The organism is Microbacterium sp. AISO3, assembly GCF_002204305.1.
Taxonomy (GTDB): domain Bacteria; phylum Actinomycetota; class Actinomycetes; order Actinomycetales; family Microbacteriaceae; genus Microbacterium; species Microbacterium arborescens.
On sequence record NZ_NHRF01000004.1, the window covers coordinates 141,380 to 162,148 of the forward strand.

At 69.3% G+C, this 20,769-nt stretch carries 18 protein-coding genes, 1 tRNA gene and 1 other RNA gene; 8 read left to right on the plus strand and 12 right to left on the minus strand.

What is annotated here, in order from left to right:
* Positions 1-2: 2 nt before the first annotated feature.
* Positions 3-1,322 carry a hypothetical protein gene (locus tag CBF90_RS08000; protein ID WP_088380331.1) on the minus strand — a complete coding sequence of 440 codons (1,320 nt, stop codon included), beginning with the start codon at positions 1,320-1,322 and terminating at the stop codon, positions 3-5.
* A gap of 120 nt (positions 1,323-1,442) precedes the next feature.
* Here CBF90_RS08000 and CBF90_RS08005 point away from each other — a divergent pair, with 120 nt between their 5' ends.
* The gene (locus CBF90_RS08005; protein ID WP_064956943.1) at positions 1,443-2,153 is read left to right on the plus strand and encodes a DUF4191 domain-containing protein; all 711 of its coding nucleotides are present in this window, start codon (positions 1,443-1,445) and stop codon (positions 2,151-2,153) included.
* A gap of 27 nt (positions 2,154-2,180) precedes the next feature.
* Here CBF90_RS08005 and CBF90_RS08010 read toward each other — a convergent pair whose 3' ends face one another.
* Positions 2,181-2,615: an RDD family protein gene (locus CBF90_RS08010; RefSeq protein WP_023951343.1), complete on the minus strand. Its 435-nt coding sequence runs from the start codon at positions 2,613-2,615 to the stop codon at positions 2,181-2,183.
* A gap of 133 nt (positions 2,616-2,748) precedes the next feature.
* On the opposite strand from CBF90_RS08010, the gene glnA (CBF90_RS08015) reads away from it, so the two are divergent.
* Together glnA (CBF90_RS08015) and arr are read left to right on the plus strand one after the other, a co-directional pair.
* Positions 2,749-4,173, plus strand: a complete 1,425-nt coding sequence (gene glnA, locus CBF90_RS08015; protein WP_023951345.1) for a type I glutamate--ammonia ligase — start codon at positions 2,749-2,751, stop codon at positions 4,171-4,173.
* A gap of 109 nt (positions 4,174-4,282) precedes the next feature.
* Positions 4,283-4,690 carry an NAD(+)--rifampin ADP-ribosyltransferase gene (gene arr, locus CBF90_RS08020; protein ID WP_023951347.1) on the plus strand — a complete coding sequence of 136 codons (408 nt, stop codon included), beginning with the start codon at positions 4,283-4,285 and terminating at the stop codon, positions 4,688-4,690.
* A gap of 6 nt (positions 4,691-4,696) precedes the next feature.
* Here arr and CBF90_RS08025 read toward each other — a convergent pair whose 3' ends face one another.
* Both CBF90_RS08025 and CBF90_RS08030 read right to left on the minus strand, forming a co-directional pair.
* Positions 4,697-5,368, minus strand: a complete 672-nt coding sequence (locus CBF90_RS08025; RefSeq protein WP_172407808.1) for a triacylglycerol lipase — start codon at positions 5,366-5,368, stop codon at positions 4,697-4,699.
* Entirely contained in the window at positions 5,365-6,162 is a 798-nt protein-coding gene (locus CBF90_RS08030; protein ID WP_088380332.1) for an alpha/beta fold hydrolase, read from the minus strand. Before CBF90_RS08030 ends, CBF90_RS08025 begins: the two co-directional genes overlap by 4 nt.
* 98 nt (positions 6,163-6,260) lie before the next feature.
* Here CBF90_RS08030 and CBF90_RS18395 point away from each other — a divergent pair, with 98 nt between their 5' ends.
* On the plus strand, positions 6,261-6,404 hold the full coding sequence (locus CBF90_RS18395; RefSeq protein WP_172407810.1) for a hypothetical protein: 144 nt from the start codon (positions 6,261-6,263) through the stop codon (positions 6,402-6,404).
* Between the two features lie 3 nt (positions 6,405-6,407).
* On the opposite strand, the gene CBF90_RS08035 is transcribed toward CBF90_RS18395, so the two are convergent.
* From CBF90_RS08035 to CBF90_RS08050, 4 genes are read right to left on the minus strand one after another with little or no spacing between them, the layout of a single operon-like run.
* Positions 6,408-7,310, minus strand: coding sequence for a DUF808 domain-containing protein (locus CBF90_RS08035; RefSeq protein WP_071918265.1), 903 nt, complete (start codon positions 7,308-7,310; stop codon positions 6,408-6,410).
* 8 nt (positions 7,311-7,318) lie between these two features.
* The gene (locus CBF90_RS08040) at positions 7,319-10,309 is read right to left on the minus strand and encodes a bifunctional [glutamine synthetase] adenylyltransferase/[glutamine synthetase]-adenylyl-L-tyrosine phosphorylase (RefSeq protein WP_088380333.1); all 2,991 of its coding nucleotides are present in this window, start codon (positions 10,307-10,309) and stop codon (positions 7,319-7,321) included.
* A gap of 4 nt (positions 10,310-10,313) precedes the next feature.
* On the minus strand, positions 10,314-11,651 hold the full coding sequence (gene glnA / locus CBF90_RS08045; RefSeq protein WP_071918267.1) for a type I glutamate--ammonia ligase: 1,338 nt from the start codon (positions 11,649-11,651) through the stop codon (positions 10,314-10,316).
* A gap of 33 nt (positions 11,652-11,684) precedes the next feature.
* Complete coding sequence (locus CBF90_RS08050) at positions 11,685-11,906, minus strand: hypothetical protein (RefSeq protein ID WP_088380334.1); 222 nt, start codon at positions 11,904-11,906, stop codon at positions 11,685-11,687.
* Between the two features lie 78 nt (positions 11,907-11,984).
* Between CBF90_RS08050 and ppgK the strand changes: the two genes are divergently transcribed.
* Complete coding sequence (gene ppgK / locus CBF90_RS08055; protein WP_088380335.1) at positions 11,985-12,809, plus strand: polyphosphate--glucose phosphotransferase; 825 nt, start codon at positions 11,985-11,987, stop codon at positions 12,807-12,809.
* A gap of 336 nt (positions 12,810-13,145) precedes the next feature.
* Positions 13,146-13,508, plus strand: coding sequence for a hypothetical protein (locus CBF90_RS08060; protein WP_088380336.1), 363 nt, complete (start codon positions 13,146-13,148; stop codon positions 13,506-13,508).
* A gap of 240 nt (positions 13,509-13,748) precedes the next feature.
* Here the strand turns inward: CBF90_RS08060 and rnpB are convergent.
* From rnpB to CBF90_RS08080, 4 genes are all read right to left on the minus strand, one after another.
* Positions 13,749-14,107, minus strand: an RNA gene (rnpB, locus tag CBF90_RS08065) — RNase P RNA component class A.
* Between the two features lie 41 nt (positions 14,108-14,148).
* Positions 14,149-15,837: a bifunctional 3'-5' exonuclease/DNA polymerase gene (locus tag CBF90_RS08070; protein WP_088380337.1), complete on the minus strand. Its 1,689-nt coding sequence runs from the start codon at positions 15,835-15,837 to the stop codon at positions 14,149-14,151.
* Positions 15,838-15,882: 45 nt separating this feature from the next.
* Entirely contained in the window at positions 15,883-16,614 is a 732-nt protein-coding gene (locus CBF90_RS08075; RefSeq protein WP_088380338.1) for a zinc ribbon domain-containing protein, read from the minus strand.
* Position 16,615: 1 nt separating this feature from the next.
* Positions 16,616-16,689, minus strand: a tRNA-Val gene (locus CBF90_RS08080).
* A 137-nt stretch (positions 16,690-16,826) separates the two neighbouring features.
* On the opposite strand from CBF90_RS08080, the gene aceE reads away from it, so the two are divergent.
* Both aceE and CBF90_RS08090 read left to right on the plus strand, forming a co-directional pair.
* Positions 16,827-19,556: a pyruvate dehydrogenase (acetyl-transferring), homodimeric type gene (gene aceE, locus CBF90_RS08085; RefSeq protein ID WP_023951372.1), complete on the plus strand. Its 2,730-nt coding sequence runs from the start codon at positions 16,827-16,829 to the stop codon at positions 19,554-19,556.
* Between the two features lie 7 nt (positions 19,557-19,563).
* Entirely contained in the window at positions 19,564-20,766 is a 1,203-nt protein-coding gene (locus CBF90_RS08090; RefSeq protein ID WP_023951374.1) for a CdaR family transcriptional regulator, read from the plus strand.
* The last annotated feature ends 3 nt before the right edge of the window (positions 20,767-20,769 follow it).

Consider the following 20,769-nt stretch of genomic DNA (forward strand, 5'->3'; position numbering starts at 1 on the left):
CATCACGGCTGGTCCGCGACGTCGTATACGTCGCGGACCAGCCGTTTCTCGTCATGGGTGACGACGACCACGATCTGAGAGGGGCGTTCCCCCGAGGGGTCGTCGACGCGCACCACTTCCACTCCGCCGAGATCGTCGAGCAGGCGCACCTCACGCGGCGCGTCGGCGGTCGCGATGCCTTCCGGCAAGGCTGCATCCGGTCGTTCGAGAACCGCGGCGCGGCACGCCGGATCGTCGCTGCGCAAGCAATCCGCAAGGTCGTCGACGACCCGGAGATCAGGGTCGGTCGGCGGTGTCTCGACACGCGACGACGGCGACGACCGATCATCCCCCGGGGCGTCCCCGCCGGCCGACGGATCCGGGGAGCCGGCTTCCGCCCGGGGCTGCTCCTCCGCTTCCGAGGCCGGCACGTCCCCAGCGGATCCTTGGTCGCCGCCCCTGCCATATGGCAGAGAGAGGCCGATGGCGACTGTCGCACCGACCGCGGCCAGCGCGACCCACATCACGCGTCGCCGGCCGGCGGACGCGGCCTCGCCACTCCGCTCGGGTCGTCGTCGCTGCCGCGAGAGAAGACCGGTCGCATGCTGCAGTGCCGCACGGGTCCCGGCGATCGCGGTGCTCACGCGCCCCATCAGCTCGCCGTCGACGAGCCCCGCCGCCGCGCTTCGCGCCACGACCGCGGCATCCGCCGAGGGGCTCTCTCCGGCAGCACCGCCCGACGGGCGATGTAGGCCCATCGGCGGCGCGATGACAAACGGCTCCGGAGAGGCCACCGCGAACAGGTCGTCCTCGAGACCGGGCGCCGCGAACGGCAGTGTGATCCGGTCCGCCAGGGCGTCACCGACCCGCTGGCGGATATCGGGGGACAGCGCCGCGTCGGGGATGCGACCGAGCACGGTGCGCGACGAGATCTCCCATCCCCGCGCTCCCGTGGGGACGAGCACAGGGCGTCCATCGCTCGTCGACCACCACTCCCCCGTGCGCCATTCCGACCGCGCCGCATCCACCGCGCCGCGCAGCACGCTGACGACCAGGGTCACCGCTTGACCGGATGTGAGGTCGAACGCTGCGTCTGCGCCGCACAGGCGCGCACGGAGGAGCGGCAGGATCACGAGCGTCTCGTCCGCGACCCGATCGACGTCGTCGGGAGCGAGAAGGTGACCGCCGGAGCGCGCTGACCACATCTCGTGAGGCACACGCGTCGCTGCGACCCGGTACACAGCTCCGTGGGGCGACGCCAGGATCTCACCGGGGAAGGGAGCGTCAGGGGGCGCCACACGCCGCAGCGGCGCGGGAACATCGGCGGACGGCGTGTGATTCATCGTGTCAGCGTCGCTCCCGCTCGTCCCCCTCTCACCGGCATCGAGTCGATCTGTGCACGGTCACCGCGCAGGGGCGGTTGTGGAGGCGGAACGACGCGGCCGAAAAGGTAGGCTGTGAGCATGTCGTCCCGCAGCACCGCACCCGAGAAGCGCCCCGGATTCTTCTCCCAGCTCCGCTCCCTCTTCACCTTCACGAAGGAGTACTACAGCTGGCTGCCGTGGCTGCTCATCGGCATCGTGGTCGCCGGTGTGGGCCTGGGCGTGCTCGTCGGGTTCCTGATTCCGCCGGGAGCGATCTGGAGCGTCATCCTGTGGGGCGTCACGGGCCTGCTCTTCGGCATCCTCGGCGCCATGATCACGATGACGCGTCTGGCGACGCGGGCGATGTACAAGCGCATCGACGGGATGCCGGGCGCGACGGGACACATCATCTCGACCAACCTGGGGCGCAAGTGGCAGGCCTCGGAGATGCCGGTCGGCGTCAACCCGAAGACTCAGGAGGCTGTGTACCGCGCGGTGGGTCGTGGCGGTGTCGTCATCATCGGCGAGGGCGCCCGCGGGCGTCTGACGCGACTGATCAACGACGAGCGCAGCAAGGTCAAGCGCGTCGCTTCGGGTGTTCCGATCCATGTCCTCTACGTCGGCCACGGCGAGGACGACGTTCCCATCGCCAAGCTCGCCCCGACGATCAAGGCTCTGCCGAAGGCGATCGACCGCACCACGATGGCAGCCGTCATCAAGCGCATCGAGTCGGTCTCGCAGTCGGTGACGTCGCTGCCGATCCCGAAGGGCGTCGACCCCATGAAGGCCCGCGCCCAGCGACCCCGCTGATCCGTCCGGAGGCGCGGCCCCGCTCCGTCAGACGCGGACGAGGATCGTGCCCGCTGCCTTGTCGTGCAGCCCCCGTTGATCGGGATCGAACACGACGGCGGGGATGACGAGGATGAGGAGCAGCGTCCGGACGATCGGACGCCAGAGGCCGGTCCAGCCACCGTGCAGGAGCTCGAGGCGCAAGCCGACGATGCGGTGTCCCGGGCTTCCACCGATCAGGGGGATGAAAATGACCTGCAGCGCCGCGAAGACCGTGAGCGGCGCGAACTGCGTCACCCCCGCCTCTCCGGGAAGAGCGAACTGGTCGAACCCGAGGAACGCGGTCGCGAGCAGGGTCGCCGCCGCGTAGTCGATAGCGAGCGCCGCGAGACGCCGTCCCAGGCGGCCGACGCTGCCGGGCCCGTGCTCGGGACGCCCCAGCCGCTCGCCGGGATAGGTGTTCTCGCGCAGGGATTCGGGCACCCGTCCAGCCTAAACGGGGCCGGCCGCGTAACATCCCGGAAACATCCGAGATACTGCCGGGCAACTGGATGCCGATAGGTTCGAAGAGGTCTGGATGACTCCAGGCTGTTCCTCACCCGATCTTGGAGACTCCATGTTCAAAGATTCTTCCGAGGTGCTCAAGTTCATCCAGGACGAGGACGTCAAGTTCCTCGACATCCGTTTCACGGACCTTCCTGGCGTGCAGCAGCACTTCAACATCCCGGCCTCGACCGTCGACGAGGAGTTCTTCACGGTCGGTCAGCTGTTCGACGGCTCGTCGATCCGCGGCTTCGCGAACATCCACGAGTCGGACATGCAGCTGATCCCGGACGTCTCGACGGCCTACGTCGACCCGTTCCGCGAGGCGAAGACGCTGATCATGATCTTCGACATCTACAACCCGCGCAACGGCGAGATCTACGCCAAGGACCCGCGGCAGGTCGCGAAGAAGGCTGAGAAGTACCTCGCCTCGACCGGCATCGCCGACACCGCGTTCTTCGCCCCCGAGGCCGAGTTCTACATCTTCGACGACGTCCGCTACGAGGTGAAGCAGAACTCGAGCTTCTACTCCGTCGACTCCGAAGAGGGCGCGTGGAACACGGGCCGTGTCGAAGAGGGCGGCAACCTCGCCAACAAGACCGCGTACAAGGGTGGCTACTTCCCCGTCTCGCCGGTCGACAAGACGGCCGACCTGCGCGACGACATCTCGCTGAAGCTCATCGAGTCTGGCCTCGTGCTCGAGCGCGCGCACCACGAGGTCGGCACCGGTGGACAGCAGGAAATCAACTACCGCTTCGACACCATGGTGCACTCGGCGGACGACATCCTGAAGTTCAAGTACATCGTCAAGAACACCGCCGAGATGTGGGGCAAGGTCGCGACCTTCATGCCCAAGCCCCTCTTCGGCGACAACGGCTCGGGCATGCACACCCACCAGTCGCTGTGGCTGAACGGCGAGCCCCTCTTCTACGACGAGAAGGGCTACGGCGGCCTCTCCGACATCGCCCGCTGGTACATCGGCGGCCTGCTCAAGCACGCTCCCGCGGTCCTGGCGTTCACCAACCCGACGCTCAACTCGTACAAGCGTCTGGTCAAGGGCTACGAGGCTCCGGTCAACCTGGTGTACTCGGCCGGCAACCGTTCGGCCGCCGTCCGCATCCCGATCACGGGTACCAACCCCAAGGCCAAGCGCATCGAGTTCCGAGCCCCCGACGCCTCGGGCAACCCGTACCTCGCGTTCGCCGCGCAGATGATGGCGGGCCTCGACGGCATCAAGAACCGCATCGAGCCCCACGAGCCCGTCGACAAGGACCTCTACGAGCTGCCGCCCGAGGAGGCCAAGAACATCCCGCAGGTTCCGAACTCGCTGCTCGACTCCCTCGAGGCGCTGCGCAACGACCACGAGTTCCTGCTGGCCGGCGGCGTCTTCACGCCCGAGCTGATCGAGACCTGGATCGAGTACAAGATCGAGAACGAGATCCAGCCGATCAACGCCCGTCCTCACCCCTACGAGTACGAGCTGTACTTCGGCGTCTGACGCCTCGGCTGCGACGAGCCCCGTCGCCCACTCTGCACGAGTCGGGCGGCGGGGCTCCGTCGTCGGCGCGCGGTTGCATCACGGGCATCGCCGGGGCGATCCTGATCGGGTGAATCTCACCGACATCCCCGGACCGTTCTTCCACGGTACGAAGGCCTCGCTTCGCGTCGGCGACCTGCTCACCCCGGGCTTCCCATCGAATTACCGCCCGGAGATCACGATGAACCACGTCTACTTCACAGCGGTGAAAGACGGCGCCGGTCTCGCGGCCGAGATCGCCCCGGTCCCGGGTGAGCCGCATGTCTACGTCGTCGAGCCCACCGGCGAGTTCGAGGATGACCCGAACGTCACCGACAAGAAGTTCCCCGGCAACCCCACGCGGTCGTACCGCTCCGCCGCTCCCCTGCGCGTCGTCGGCGAAGTCACCGACTGGACCCGCCTGTCGGCCGAGGCGCTGCAGACGTGGCGGGAGCGCATCGATCGGATGGCGGCCGAACGCGCCGAGATCATCAACTGACGAGCCTCACTCGGCCAACCGCACGACCTCGGCGATGACCCGCGGGTGCGCGAGGATCCGGAAATGTCCTCCGGTCTCCAGTCGGACGTTGCGCGCGCCGTCGAGCTCGCTTCCGCCCGGGATGTGAGGGTCGAACTCGCCGTAGACCGACACGATGCGCGCGTTGGGTGCGACTTCGCGCGCCAGCGCCAGGATTCCGGGCGCGCTCGGCGAGAACGCACGCAGCGCGGGCACGAGCATGAGCCGACCGTACACAGACCCCGCGAACGGGCTCGCGACGGCCACCATGCCCCGGACGCGGCTGCCGACAGCGGCATCCACCATGACCTGCTTGCCGACGAGCCCGCCCTTGCTGTGCGCGACGATCACGACGTCGTCGAGTGCGTGCCGCTGCAGGTACTCCGCGACGTGGCGGGCAGCACGCGGCACCGGCCAGCGGTTCCGCCCCAACGCGGTGATGACGTGCACCGGATGCCCGCGATCGTGCAGCTCGGTGATGAGCGGCTGGAGGAACCGCCACGTCTCGTAGACGCCGGGCAGCACCACGATGGGTCTACCTTCTCCCGACCCGAAGTCGTCGGGATCCGTCCGCGAGAAGAAGGCTCGAACCTGCCACACGGCGGCATAGGCGTAGTCCGCGACCCACCAGACGGCATTCCTCACAGGGCGGAAGGTCACGGGCCCTCCCCCGGCTCGCTCGACGCGGCGACGGCGAGGATGCCGCGAGCGACGGGCTCCGCCGCGGTGCGCTCCACGTGGTGGCCTTTCCCCGGCACGACCAGGACGCTGCCCCGTGCCGCTCGGCCGGCGAGGCGCTCTACCCACGCGTCCCCGGCGATCGGGTCGCGGCCGCCGCGCACGAGAAGCGTCGGGACGTCGACCTCCGCCACGCGGTCCTCGATGGGATAGGCGAGCATATGGCGGACCTGCGCGAAGAACCAGCGCGGGCGGGTGCGGAAGTAGTCGAGCGTGACGCGGGCGTTCACCCGGGGCGGCTCGAGCAGTCCATCGCGGGAGAGTGCCAGTGCCTGCGCGCCGAGCGTGCGGTGGTGATCATCGACGACCGGGCCGATCAGGGCGAGCCCACTCACCAGATCCGGATGCCGCGACGCCGTCTCCACCGCCCACTGCGCTCCCATCGAGTGCCCGACGATCACGGCCGGTCGGCCGACGACGCGGCGGAGCAGCTCCGCAAGCGCATCGGCCATCGTGGCGACGGACACGTTCCGGTCCGGCACCGGCAGGCCCGCGAAGCCGGGCAGGTCGATGCTGTGCACGGACGCGGTGCGCGCGAGCAGCGGGTGCAGCCGGAGGAACGACCGATGCGACATCCCCACACCGTGAAGAAGCACGATAGCCGGGAAGGACGCCACCGCGTCCGAGCTCCAGACGCGGAACTCCAGTCCATCGAGGGAAAAGCGACGTTGCGAAGGTTCGACACGCGCCGCGCGGGGCAGCGTCGCGGTCGTCATCACTCCGTCAGGCTATGAGACGCATCGACCGTGAGCAGGCGGCTTGACTTCGTGTCAACCACCGTGACCGGATGCCGCCGCCACGGTGGACTGCTGTCATGACCGACGCATCCCGTGACCAGCAGCCCATCGCCGACCCCGCCGCGCAGGACACCGATCGCGATGACACCTCGATCGTGCCCGACCTCGACGCCGATCCCGTCGAGGCGGAGGAGCACCGGATTCCGGACGCCGAGCACTGACGCTCAGTGCGTGCCGGCGCCTCCGGCGTGCTGCGGTTCGCCGTTGCGGAGGCGCCGGAGCACGGTCAGCACCCCGACGATGACGAGGCCGACGAGCAGCCCGGCGACGGCCGAGACGGCGGTCTCACCGATCCAGACGACGACACCGCCCGCGGCTTCGAGAAGGTGCTCCACCCCGTGCAGAAGGTCGAGGGTGAAAGTCACACCCACCTCGCCGAGGTTCGCGAGCACGAGGTGTCCGCCGACCCACAGCATCGCGACCGTTCCCACGACGCTGATCACGCGGAACACGGCGGGCATCGACCGGACGATCCGCATGCCGGTGTGCCGGACGCGTGACGACGGGTTCTTCGCCATCCGCAGGCCGATGTCGTCGATCTTCACCAGCAGGGCGACGGCGCCGTAGACGATCCCCGTCATGAGCAGGGCGATCACCGCGAGGACCGCCAGGGTCTGCCAGATACCCATCCCCTCGTCGAGATTCGACAATGAGATGAGCATGATCTCGGCCGACAGGATGAGGTCGGTGCGAACGGCGCCGAGCACGAGCTTCTTCTCGTCGCGCGGACCGTCGTCGTCCGCTCCGTGGTGCACACCGAACCACTCCAGCACCTTCTCGGCTCCCTCGTAGCAGAGGAACATCCCGCCGAGGATGAGGAGGAAGGGCAGCACGGCCGGCGCGAACGCGGTCAGCAGCAGCGCCACCGGGATGATGATGAGGAACTTGTTCGCGATCGACCCGAGCGCGATCTTCGCCACGACGGGCAGCTCTCTGGCGGGGGTGATCCCCTGGACGTACTGCGGCGTCACGGCGGCATCGTCGATCACGACACCCGCCGACTTCGCGGAGGCGCGCAGAGCCGCGCTCAGGATGTCGTCGACGACAGCCAGCAGACCAACCGACATGTTTCCCCTTAGCCGTAGAAGAGCTTCTCGAACACGCGGCGGGCTTGACGCGCAGCGCGCATCCAATCCTCCTCCACGATGGTCGCCGATCGCGCCGGATACTCCAGCAAACGACCGATTCCGTCCAGTCGTCCGCGATCGGTCGGCAGGACGTCGCTCGTCTGTCCCGACAGCAGGGTGTTCGCCGACCGGAGCCGACTGGCCAGCCGCCACGCCGCCGCGAGCTTCTCCGCGGCATCGCGCGGGATGAGCTCGGCTTCGACGGCCGCCTCGAGGGCCGCGATGGTCGAGGTCGTGCGCAGGCCCGGCACCCGGTGGGCGTGCTCGAGCTGGATGAGCTGCACGAGCCACTCGACGTCGCTCAGACCGCCGGGACCGAGCTTGAGATGCCGAGAGCGGTCCTGTCCCTGCGGCAGTCGCTCGCTCTCGACCCGGGCCTTGATGCGCCGGATCTCACGGAGGCCTTGAGGATCGGGGGCCACCGGATAGCGCAGGTCATCGGCCAGCGCGAGGAAGCGATCGATGAGCGTCACGCTGCCCGCGACGCCACGTGCGCGCAGAAGGGCCTGCGCCTCCCACGACAGGGACCAGCGCCGGTAATACTCAGCGTACGACTCCAGCGAACGCACGAGCGGGCCGTTCCGCCCTTCGGGTCGCAGCCCCGCGTCGAGCTCGAGCGGCAGGCGATGATCCTCGGAGTATCGGCGCACACCCTGAACGAGCTGGAGGGCGAGTTCCTGAGCGCGCTGCGCCGGCACGCCGTTCGCGTCGAAGACGTAGATGATGTCGGCGTCCGAGCCGAACCCGAGCTCGGAACCCCCGAAACGCCCCATCGCGATGACGGAGAAATCGAGGCGGTCGTCTTCGGCCGGTACCACCTCGCGCCGCACGGCGCGCAGTGTCGCCTGGATCGTGACCTCCGTGACGGTGGTCAGGCCTTCGGCGAGCTCTTCGATCGATAGCTCGCCGACGACGGCCGCCATCGCGAGGCGCAGCAGCTCTCGCCGGCGGAGGGCCCGGACCGCCGACATCGCGTCGTCGATCGAGGCATGCCGGGTCTGAATGGCCCGCGCCTCTTCCTGAAGCACGAATCCGGGTCGGGGCCGCAGTTGATCGGGCGAATCGAGCCAGGCGATCGACTCGGGGATCCACTCCATCAGTTCACCGACGTAGCGCGAGCCCGAGAGCAGCCGGGTGAGACTCTCGGCGGCTCCCGACGAGTCGCGCAGCATCCGAAGGAACCACGGCGTGTTCCCCAGTCGCTCGCTGATGCGCCGGAACGCCAGCAGCCCGTAGTCGGGATCGACTCCGTCGGCGAACCAGCGGATCATGACCGGCATGAGGTGCCGCTGGATGACGGCCTTCCGGCTGAGGCCGCTCGTCAGCGCCCCGATGTGCCGCAGCGCGCCCGCGGGGTCACGGAACCCGATGGCGGCGAGCCGCGCCCTCGCCGCCTCGGGCGAGAGCGTCTGCTCGTCAGCGGGCAGCGCCGCGACCGCCGAGAGCAGCGGTCGGTAGAACAGCCGCACGTGGATCTCGCGCACCTCGCGCTTGATCTCCTCCCACACCGCGACGACCCGGTCGCCGCCGTCGCCGATGCGCGACGACCGAGCGAGTGTGCGCAGCGCCGCCCCGTCTTCGGGCATGAGGTGGGTCCGGCGCAGTTCGCGCAGCTGCAGCCTGTGCTCCATGACGCGCAGACGCCGGTAGTCGAGCGCGAAGCGCGACGCATCTTCGCGTCCGATGTATCCCTCCGACACGAGCGCGTCGAGCGCGTCGAGAGTCGAGCGCTCCCGGATACGGTCGTCGGTCGCGCCGTGCACGAGCTGCAGCAGCTGGACGGTGAACTCGACATCGCGGATGCCGCCCGGCCCGAGCTTGAGCTGCCGCGCGACCTCGGCCGGAGGGATGTGGTCGGTCACCCGCTCCCGCATCTTCTGCACGCTCTCGACGAAGTTCTCGCGGGCCGCGCTCGCCCACACCATCGGTTGCACGGCGTCGACATACTGCTCGCCGAGCTGCACGTCGCCGGCCAGCGGACGGGCTTTGAGCAGGGCCTGGAACTCCCAGCTCTTGGCCCAGCGGTCGTAGTAGGCGATGTGCGAGTCGAGGGTGCGCACGAGTGCGCCCTGCTTCCCTTCCGGGCGCAGGTTCGGATCGACCTCCCACAGCGGCGGCTCGATCTCCACTTCCGAGATGCCGCGCATCGTCTGGATCGCCAGCCGCGTGGCGATCTCCACGGCCTGCGACTCCGAGACGGTGTCTTCGTCAGCCGATCCTCCGACGAAGATGACGTCGACGTCACTGACGTAGTTCAGCTCGCGCGCCCCGGACTTGCCCATTCCGATGACGGCGAGGCGCGTCGCGGCGACCGCGTCGCGCTCGAAACGACCGGCACCCGGGACACCCGCGACGAGCCTGCTGCGTGCCACGGCGAGGGAGGCCTCGAGGGCCGCACCGGCGGCGTCCGCGAGCGCGGCGGCGACCGCGTGCAGGATGATCGTCGGATCGGATGCCGCCAGGTCGAACCGTGCGATGCGCGCCAGCATCCGGCGGTAGCGCACCCGCAGCGCGACCCAGGCATCGTCACCCGAGGAGGCCGCGAAGCCGTCCTCGGCGCCGACGGCATCCAGCATCTGCACGATCAACTCGTCGCGTGTCGGGAGCCCGTCGCCCTCGGAGGCGAGATCGGCGAGCTCCTCGGGATGCCGCAGATAGAAGTCGGCCAGCCCGACTGACGCGCCGAGAACGGACCACACCGCCGCAGGCCGCCGTCTCAGCGCGTCGGTGACGATCTCGGCATCCCGCCGCGCGATGCGCAGCAGCGCCGCCACCGCTCCGTCGGGGTCCGCCGCCAGCTCCGCCGATCCGACGAGCTCCTCACGCTCGATGCCGGTCAGCTCGGTGAGCTCGGCGAGGTCGGCGTCCGCGCGCGCGAGGTCATCGAAGCCCGCCCGGGCCAGCCCCGTCAGCCCGGTCGAACGAGGTGACCGGGTCATGGCCTCAGAGCATCTCCAGGTTGCTCTTGAGCTCGAACGGCGTCACCTGTGCGCGGTAGTTCTGCCACTCGCGACGCTTGTTCAGCAGCACGTAGTTGAAGACCTGCTCGCCCAGCGTCTCGGCGACGAGCTCGGACTCCTCCATGTACTCGAGGGCGTGGTCGAGGCTCGCGGGCAGGGGCGCGTAGCCGAGGGCACGCCGCTCGGAGTCGGTGAGCGACCAGACATTGTCCTCGGCCTCGGCCGGCAGCTCGTAGCCCTCTTCGATGCCCTTCAGGCCCGCTGCGAGCAGCAGTGCGTAGGCGAGGTACGGGTTGGCCGCCGAGTCGAGCGCGCGGTACTCCACACGCGACGACTGGCTCTTGTTCGGCTTGTACATGGGCACGCGCACGAGAGCCGAGCGGTTGTTGTGACCCCATGTGATGAAGCTCGGGGCCTCGTCGCCGCCCCACAGCCGCTTGTACGAGTTGACGAACTGGTTGGTGACCGCCGAGATCTCGTTCGCGTGGCGCAGGAGACCGGCGATGAACTGTCGACCGGTCTGCGAGAGCTGGTACTGCGCACCCTCTTCGTAGAAGGCGTTCACGTCACCCTCGAAGAGCGACATGTGGGTGTGCATTCCGCTGCCCGGGTGGCCGCCGAGAGGCTTCGGCATGAACGTCGCGTACACACCCTGCTCGATCGCCACCTCCTTGATGACGGTCCGGAAGGTCATGATGTTGTCGGCCGTCGCGAGGGCGTCGGCGTAGCGCAGGTCGATCTCGTTCTGGCCCGGGCCGCCCTCGTGGTGGCTGTACTCGACGGAGATGCCGAGGTCTTCCAGCATCCGCACCGAGCGCCGGCGGAAGTCGTGGGCCGTGCCGCCGGGGACGTTGTCGAAGTAGCCGGCGGAATCGACCGGCTCGGGACCGTCGGGCCCGTACGACGACGACTTCAGTAGGTAGAACTCGATCTCGGGGTGCGTGTAGAACGTGAATCCGGCATCGGCGGCCTTCGCGAGGGTTCGCTTGAGAACGTTGCGAGGGTCGGCGACCGCGGGCTGGCCGTCGGGCGTCGTGATGTCGCAGAACATCCGAGCGGTGGGGTCGATCTCACCGCGCCAGGGCAGAAGCTGGAACGTCGTCGGATCCGGGTGGGCGAGCAGGTCGGACTCGTAGCTGCGCGTCAGCCCCTCGATGGCCGAACCGTCGAACCCGAGCCCCTCGGCGAACGCGCCCTCGACCTCGGCCGGCGCGATCGCCACCGACTTCAGGGTGCCGATCACATCGGTGAACCAGAGCCGCACGAACTTGACGCCGCGCTCCTCGATCGTTCGCAGTACGAAGTCCCGCTGCTTGTCCATCGCGTCCTCTCCGAGACAGGGTCGGATCCCAGACTACTGGCGGCGAGCGCCCTCCGACGGCGGCGTGCCCCAGTCGTCCTCTTGAGCCTCGTCGTCGCGCCACGCCTGCGCCCGCTGCGCCATGATCTGCGGCGCCCGGGCCGCCTCTTCTGCCGAGGCGAACGGACCGGCACGATCGGCGCCGGGCGACTGCCTGCCGCGCTCGACCTCGTGCGTCGTGAGGTTGTACCAGTACTCGCCGTCGCTCTCGGGCATGGTCGCTCCAGACTGCGCCTGCGGTGGCGCTCGGTCCGAGCCTAATCCGCGCGGCTCGTGCTCGATAGGCTGAGCCGTATGAGTGCGAGTGCGACGCGGGCCGTCGGAGTGGACATCGGGGGAACCGGGATCAAGGGAGCCGTCGTCGACCTGTCGACCGGCGAGCTCCTGACCGACCGCATCAAGGTCGCCACCCCGAAGGGCGCCGAGCCCGAAGACGTCCTGGATGCCGTCAAGGTCGTGCTCGACCGACTGGAGGTGAGCGACGCGGGCGACGTGCCGCTCGGCGTGGCCTTCCCCGCGATCGTGAAGAACGGCCGCACCCTGTCGGCGGCCAACGTCGCCGACACCTGGATCGATTTCGAGGCCGAGAGCTTCTTCGAGAAGGGGCTCGGCCGTCAGATCCACTTCGCCAACGACGCGGATGTCGCCGGGGTCGCCGAGCTGCGTTACGGCGCCGCACGCGGCCAGGACGGGCTCGTCATCCTGACGACCCTCGGCACCGGCATCGGCTCGGCCATGATCTACAACGGCGTCCTGATCCCCAATTCCGAGCTCGGCCACGTCCACCGGGCGAAGCACGGCAAGGACGCCGAGGCGTGGGCCGCATACTCCGCGATGGAGCGCGACCAGCTCGACTGGCCCGAGTGGGCCGAGCGGCTGCAGTGGTACTACAGCCACATCGAGTTCCTCTTCTCCCCCGACCTGTTCGTCGTGGGCGGCGGAGTGTCGAAGCACGCCGACAAGTTCCTGCCCCTGCTCGACCTGAAGACGCCGATCGTGCCCGCCGTCCACCGCAACAACGCCGGCATCATCGGCGCAGCGGCCCTCGCGCTCGCCGGCGAACGCCCCGGTGTCCTCGACGAGACGACGGAAGACCTCGCCGGCACGACCGCCCACTGACCCGCGCGGCCGGTTTGCGGCGGCCACTCGGGCGTCAGGCGCACTTCTGCGGATCGGGCGCGCTTCAAGCCGCGCCCGATCCGTGGAAGGGCGCCTGACGCGGGCGGGGCGAGGCGGTCAGGCGAATGGGCCGGCCTGACGCCGGGTCTGCGACATAACTTGTAGGCCATGAAGGGCTTTTACGGCTGAGTGATGTTCTTCCCGGTCAGCGGCCAGAATCTGACGATGGGCGTACCAGTGCGCTGACGGGTGCTCCTGCCCCGAGTCGGCGATAGCCTCCCAGTGGGTGCCGAGCGTTTGCGCTGACGCACACCTAGCCTTTCGTAGACTCGCGGGATGAACCGCATCCTTCTCGCGTCGACAGCGACGCTCACACTGCTGCTCGCCGGATGCGCCGTCTCGTCGCCCGAGGTGGAAGCCACTCGCGCCGCCACCCCACCCCCAGCACCCACTGCTCTCCCCACCCCGACCGAGATCGTTGGAACGCCCGTCGCTGACGAGGTCGACGCGATGAAGGATGTTTGGGAGGATGCGACACCGGAGCAGCAGACGTGGGCGCTGCAGCAGATCGAGGCCGCGGCCGCCGAAGGCGACCCCACCACAGCCATCGTGGAACGGGCCGCCGAGATGGGCTTCACCGTCACACCTGAAGCCGTCGACGAGTTCCTCGCATGGCTCGCGACGCACCCGGCAAACTAGACGGAAACGACCCACCCTCGTAGCTCAGCCGCCGCGGAGGCCGGGCAACTCATTCGCTGCTGAGGCGGGCTCGATCTACGGGATGTCGATCTCGTAGCTGCATCCGCCGCAGACGTACCCGCCGTCGACCTTCCCGGACCGCGACGGCGAAGGTGTTGCTGTTCTGACCGATGCGGGCGAAGTCCGGGGTCTGCCCGCTCTGCCCTGCGCGGGTTGAGGTGCAGATCAGGGCCAGTTAGGCGAATGGGCCGGCCTGTACGCCGGGTTCTGTCCGGGGGCGTGAGCCCCGTGGACGGCCATCTCTCTCGGCGACACGTTGCCGTGCCGCTCCAGCGGTCTACCCGGGGACTCGGCGGACCGCGTCAACATCCCCTGTCTGACCTTGCTCCGGACGAGGTTTACCGTGCGAGTCGTGTCACCACGACCCCGGTGGTCTCTTACACCACCCTTTCACCCTTACCGGCGCGGACGCCGGCGGTCTGCTTTCTGTGGCACTGTCTCGCGGATCACTCCGGGTGGGTGTTACCCACCGTCCTGTCCTGTGGAGCCCGGACGTTCCTCGGTGCGGTTGCCCGCCACGCGACCGTCCAGCCGACCCATTCGCTCGTCGAGTCTACCGGCGGGCCGCCTTCGCCCGTCGTCAGCTCTTGTCGGCGGATGCCGCGATGCGCACGTCCAGCAGGAAGTCGAGGGGGAACGAGCCGAAGAGCAGCCGCCCAGCGGCATCTGCGGCCTCGCGAACGGCTGCCGCAGCGGCCTCGGCGTGTTCAACCGGGGTGTGCACGATGATCTCGTCGTGCAGGAAGAACGCCAGGTGCGCCCGCCCCGTCACGGGGTGGTCTCCGACGCTCGGAAACGACACCAGGCGCTGCCGCAGGTCGGCGAGCCAGGCGAGCGCCCACTCGGCGGCGGTTCCTTGGACGACGAAATTGCGCGTGAAGCGGCCGCGCTCGCGGGCCCGTGACCGGGCGAGCGTCTTGATGGCGTCGGATGCCTCGGGCTCGGCGGCATCCGCTTGGAGGTCTCGCCACCCGGCTGACGGGGCCGGGCTGGTGCGCCCGAGGAGCGTGCGCACCGAGCCGCCCTCCTCACCCACGCGCGCCGCGTCGTCGACGAGGGCCATCGCCCGCGGGTAGGCGCGGCGCAGGGACGGGACGAGCCGGCCGCTGTCACCCGTCGTCGCCCCGTACATCGCACCGAGCAGCGCCATCTTCGCCTCCTGGCGCGTCGGGACCGTACCGCGTGCCACGATGCCCTCGTACAGGTCGCGCCCCCGCGCGGCATCGGCGAGAGCGAGATCGCCGGACATCGCTGCGAGGATGCGCGGCTCGAGCTGAGCGACGTCCGCGACCACCAGCTGCCACCCCGGGTCGGCTCGTACCGCCGGTCGCAGCATCCGCGGCAGCTGCAGCGCTCCCCCGCCCGATGACGCCCAGCGCCCCGTGACGACTCCTCCCGGCACGTAGACCGGACGGAACCGATCGGTCGGAATCCACTCGTCCATCCACGCCCAGCCGTTGGCGCTCAGCAGCCGCATCGCGCGCTTGTAGGCCAGGAGCGGCTCGATGACCGGGTGGTCGTGACGTCGGAGCTCCCACTTGCTCGTCGACTCGACGAGCACACCCACCCGGTGCAGCGAGCGCAGCAGTCGCGGCTGCGAGTCGAGGCTCGCCGCCGGATCGCCGAGGGCGGCCCGCACCTGATCGGCCAGGTCGCGTACGAGACTCGGCAGCTCACCCGGTCGCGGACGTGGACCGAGCGCGTCGGCGAGGATCGCGTCGTGCACCTCGCGGCTCCACGGGACGCCGGCGGTATGCAGTTCGACGGCGACGAGCGCTCCAGCGGACTCCGCAGCCGTCAGCAGGCGCAGTCGGCCGGGGTCGGTCGCGCTCTCGATCGCCCGGGCCTGACGCGCGAACTCCGCCAGCGTCGCGTCGAGGTCGTGCGGGAGCGCGTCGGCGGCCGGCTCGAGCGAGAAGAGGACGTCGCGGTCAGACACCGGGTCGTCCGGCGCGGCATCCCAGACGGTCTCCGCCCGCAGCTTCGCGCCGTCCGTGACGAGCGAGCTGTCGCGAAGAATCGCATGGCACAGGCGCACATCGTGGCACCGCGCGACACGCACCCCCGCGGCGAGGATGTCGTGGTACCAGGCCGTCGTATCCGACCAGATCCATCGTGCGTCGGGATCGGCTGCGATCTCACCCGCCAGCTCGCCATCGTTGACACGACCGCGCTCGATCACCGCGCCGGCGGCATCCACGACCGCGATGTCGATGTCGCCGTCACCGCGGCGGCCGACCGCGCGCCAGCGGGCGCGCGCGGCCGTCATCGACCGACCGCGCGCCAGCGGGCGCGCGCGGCCGTCATCGACGGATCACAGACCGGATTCGTCGGTGCGGACGAGGATGCAGCCGCACTCGGGGCACGTGACGACCTCGTCGGCAGCAGCCTGTCCGATCGCCTTGAGGTCGGTTCCGGAGAGCTCCATGTGGCATCCGCCGCACGTGCGGCGCTGCAGGAGACCGGCGCCCGGCGTCCGCTCGGCGAGCGATTCGTAGCGCGCGAGGAGATCTGCCGGCACCTTGGCAGCGACCGCGGCGCGGTCACGGGTGGCGGCGTCGAGGCGCGCCTGGGCGTCCGCGACAGCGGCCTTGCCCTCGGCGCTCAACCGACCCCCCTCGTCGTTGACCTCGGCGATCAGGGCCTGCTGCGCGGACACCGCGGCCTCTGCGGCCTCCAGGCGCTCCATGGCCTCGAGCTGCGCGTCTTCGAGCTCGCTCTTTCGACGTGAGAGCGAAGCGATCTCGTGCTCCAGGCCCTGGGCATCTTTCGGGTTCGACGTCGCGGCCAGCCGCTCGGCGTCGCGCGCGGCCCGCGCGTCGACCACTGCGACGTCCGAGGCGATGCGCTTGAGCTCGGCCTCGATGTCGTCGCGCTTGCCGAGAAGGCCCGTCAGCTCGACGGAGAGCTCCTGGCGGCGTACGAGCAGCTCGTTGACACGCGCAGCCTGAGCCGGATTGCGCTTCGCGGCCTCCGCTCCGCGCGCCTGCGCGTCGAGGCGGGCGATGTCCAGCAGCAGCAGCTGATCTGCGGGGGTGGCTTTCATGTGGGCCCAGAGAGACTCGAACTCCCGACTCCCTCGGTGTAAACGAGGTGCTCTAACCAACTGAGCTATAGGCCCCTGGTCTCAGTGTACGAGAGCGCCGACCCCTCCGAGCGTGAGTAGGCTGTCGTGCGGTGCTTGTGCGCGCCCGACAACGCCCGCGCCCTGCCCGTGGTGATTACCTGGCACGATCTGCCATACGAGAAAGGTCGCCCGTGACTGTCAACGATCAAGACCCCTACTCCCAGGACGCCCTGGACAGCGACCCGGAAGAGACCGGTGAATGGCAGGAGTCGCTGCGCCAGCTGGTCGATGCGAAGGGCTCGGGTCGCGGTCGCGAGATCATGCTGAGCCTCCTGCAGGCATCGCACGAGCTGCAGCTGAACGTCCCGCAGGTGCCGGTGACGGACTACATCAACACCATCGCGCCCGAGAACGAGCCGGAGTTCCCCGGTGACGAAGAGCTCGAGCGTCGCTACCGTCGCTGGATCCGCTGGAACGCCGCCGTCACCGTGCACCGCGCTCAGCGCCCCGGCATCGGTGTGGGCGGACACATCTCCACCTACGCATCGTCGGCCTCGCTCTACGAAGTCGGCTTCAACCACTTCTTCCGCGGCCCGGACCACCCGTCCGGCGGCGACCAGATCTTCATCCAGGGCCACGCCTCCCCCGGCATCTACGCCCGCTCGTACCTCGAGGGACGCCTCAGCGAGAGCCAGCTCGACGGCTTCCGTCAGGAGGCGTCGAAGGCGCCCGACGGCATCCCGTCGTACCCGCACCCGCGTCTCATGCCGGACTACTGGCAGTTCCCGACGGTCTCGATGGGTCTCGGCCCGATCAACGCCATCTACCAGGCGATGAACAACAAGTACCTCACCAACCGGGGCATCAAGGACCTGTCCGATTCGCACGTCTGGGCCTTCCTCGGCGATGGCGAGATGGACGAGGTCGAGAGCCGCGGTCAGCTGCAGGTCGCCGCCAACGAGGGTCTCGACAACCTCACGTTCGTCATCAACTGCAACCTCCAGCGCCTCGACGGCCCGGTCCGCGGAAACGGCAAGATCGTCCAGGAGCTCGAGGCGTACTTCCGCGGCGCGGGCTGGAACGTCATCAAGGTCGTCTGGGGTCGCGGCTGGGACGAGCTGCTGTCGCAGGATGACGAGGGCGCGCTCGTACGTCTGATGAACACCACGCCCGACGGCGACTTCCAGACCTACCGCGCCGAGGACGGCGCGTTCATCCGCGAGCACTTCTTCGGTCGCGACGAGCGCACCGCGGCTCTCGTGAAGGACTGGTCGGACGACGACATCTGGGGCAAGCTGCGCCGCGGTGGTCTGGATTACCAGAAGGTCTACGCCGCCTACAAGCAGGCGATGGAGCACAAGGGCCAGCCGACCGTCATCCTCGCGAAGACGATCAAGGGCTACGGTCTCGGTCACCACTTCGAGGGCCGCAACGCGACCCACCAGATGAAGAAGATGACGCTCGAGAACCTGAAGCACTTCCGCGACTCGATGCGCATCCCGATCACCGACGCGCAGCTCGAGGAGAACCCGTACCTCCCGCCCTACTACCACCCGGGCGCCGAGGACGAGACGATCCGCTACATGCTCGAGCGTCGCCGCGAGCTCGGTGGGTTCCTGCCCCAGCGCCGCACGAACCACGCGCCGCTGACGCTGCCCGGCGACGAGTCGTACGCTCTGCCGAAGAAGGGCTCGGGCACGCAGGAGATCGCCACCACGATGGCGTTCGTCCGCCTGCTCAAGGACCTGCTGCGTGCGAAGGACTTCGGTCACCGCATCGTGCCGATCATCCCCGACGAGGCGCGCACGTTCGGCATGGACGCGTACTTCCCGACGGCGAAGATCTACAACCCGCACGGGCAGAACTACACCTCGGTCGACCGCGAGCTGCTGCTGGCGTACAAGGAGAGCCCGCAGGGCCAGATCCTGCACGTCGGCATCAACGAGGCCGGCGCCGTCGCGGCCTTCACCGCGATCGGAACGTCGTACGCGACGCACGGCGAGCCGCTCATCCCGGTGTACGTCTTCTACTCGATGTTCGGATTCCAGCGCACCGGCGACGCCCAGTGGGCGGCGGGCGACCAGATGGCCCGCGGGTTCATCATGGGCGCGACCGCCGGCCGCACGACGCTGACCGGTGAGGGCCTGCAGCACGCCGACGGTCACTCGCACCTGCTCGCGTCGACCAACCCTGCCACCGTGTCGTACGACCCGGCCTACGGGTACGAGATCGCCCACATCGTGCGTTCGGGTCTCGAGCGCATGTACGGCGGGAACCACCCCGACCCGAACGTCATGTACTACATCACGCTCTACAACGAGCCGCTGGTGCAGCCGAAGGAGCCCGAGGATGTCGACGTCGACGGCATCATCCGCGGCATCCACCGCGTGAGCGTCGGCGAGGGCGAGGGGCCGCGCGCCCAGCTGCTCGCGTCGGGCGTCGGCGTGCCGTGGGCTTACGAGGCGCAGAAGCTCCTCAAGGACGACTGGGGCGTGATCGCCGACGTCTGGTCGGTCACGAGCTGGACCGAGCTGCGTCGTGACGGTCTCGCCGTCGACGAGCACAACTTCCTGCACCCGACCGACGAGCCCCGCACGGCCTTCGTCACGCAGAAGCTCAACGACTCCGAGGGTCCGGTCGTCGCGGTCAGCGACTTCATGCACGCCGTGCAGGACCAGATCCGCCCGTGGGTGCCGCGTCGCTTCGCGACGCTGGGCGCGGAGGGCTTCGGCTTCTCCGACACCCGCCCGGCCGCTCGACGGTTCTTCAAGATCGACGGGCCGTCGATCGTGGTGCGGACGCTCCAGGCTCTGGCCGAGGACGGCGTGGTGGACCGCGGCCTGTCGGCGCAGGCGATCGAGCGTTACCGCCTGCACGACGTGACGGCGGGCACGAGCGGAAACGCGGGCGGCGAGAGCTGACCCTTCGGTGACCGACGACAGCTCGAAGGCGGAGACACTCGCGTGGCTCCGCCGGATCTCGGGTGATCTGGCCACGGCCACGATCAATCGGCTCGAGGAGACGCTGCCCTGGTACGCCGAGATGCCGCCTGCGCGCCGGTCCTCTGTGGGACTGGTCGCGCAGGCGGGCATCACCTCGTTCATCCAGTGGTACGAGGACCCCACCTCGACCCCACGCATCGCGGCCGACATCTTCGCCGCCGCTCCGCGCGAGCTGTTGCGCAGCGTCAGCCTGACGCAGACGCTGCAGCTCGTGCGGGTGACCGTCGAGGTCACCGAGGAGCGCGTGGCCCATCGCGGCGACGATGTGCGCGAAGCGATCCTGAAGTACTCGCGCGACGTCGCCTTCGCCGCTGCGGACGTGTACGCGCGCGCGGCCGAGGCGCGCGGGCTCTGGGACGCCCGTCTCGAGGCCCTCGTCGTCGACTCGATCCTCACGGGCGAGACCGACGAGGAGCTGCCGAGCCGGATCGCCGCGCTCGGCTGGCACGGTCACGGCGCCGTCGCGGTCCTCGTCGGCACGGCTCCCCCGCAGTTCGACGTCGATCAGCTGCGTCGCGCCGCCCGGAAGATGGGCGTCGACGTCCTCGTCGGGGTTCAGGGCCTGCGCCTGGTGCTCGTGATCGGGCGCGCCGACCTGCCGGGCCGGGTCGAGCCGGTGCCCGAGCTGACCTTCCTCGAGATCGCGGCGCGGCTCGAACCCGGGTTCGGCCCCGGCCACCTGGTGCTCGGCCCCACCGTGCCCGCCCTGGTCGACGCGAGCCAGAGCGCCCGCGCGGCGCTCGCAGGGTTCGCGGTCGCCGGCGCCTGGCGTCACGCACCGCGCCCCGTCGAGGCCGACGACCTGCTCCCCGAACGCGCGCTGGCCGGCGATCCGGTCGCCAAGGCGACCCTGGTCGAGCGGATCTACCGTCCGCTCCTCGCCCACTCGGCGGATCTCGTCGCCACCCTGTGGAGCTATCTCGACAACGGTCGTTCCCTCGAGGCGACCGCCCGCGAGCTCTTCGTGCATCCGAACACCGTCCGGTACCGGCTGAAGCGCGTCTCCGACGTCATCGGATGGGATGCCACGGGGCCGCGCGAGGCGCTCATTCTGCAGACCGCGCTCATTCTCGGTTCGATCGGCAACGACCTCACGAGGCGCCGCGCGCCGCAGTCGCGCCGGAGCTGACGA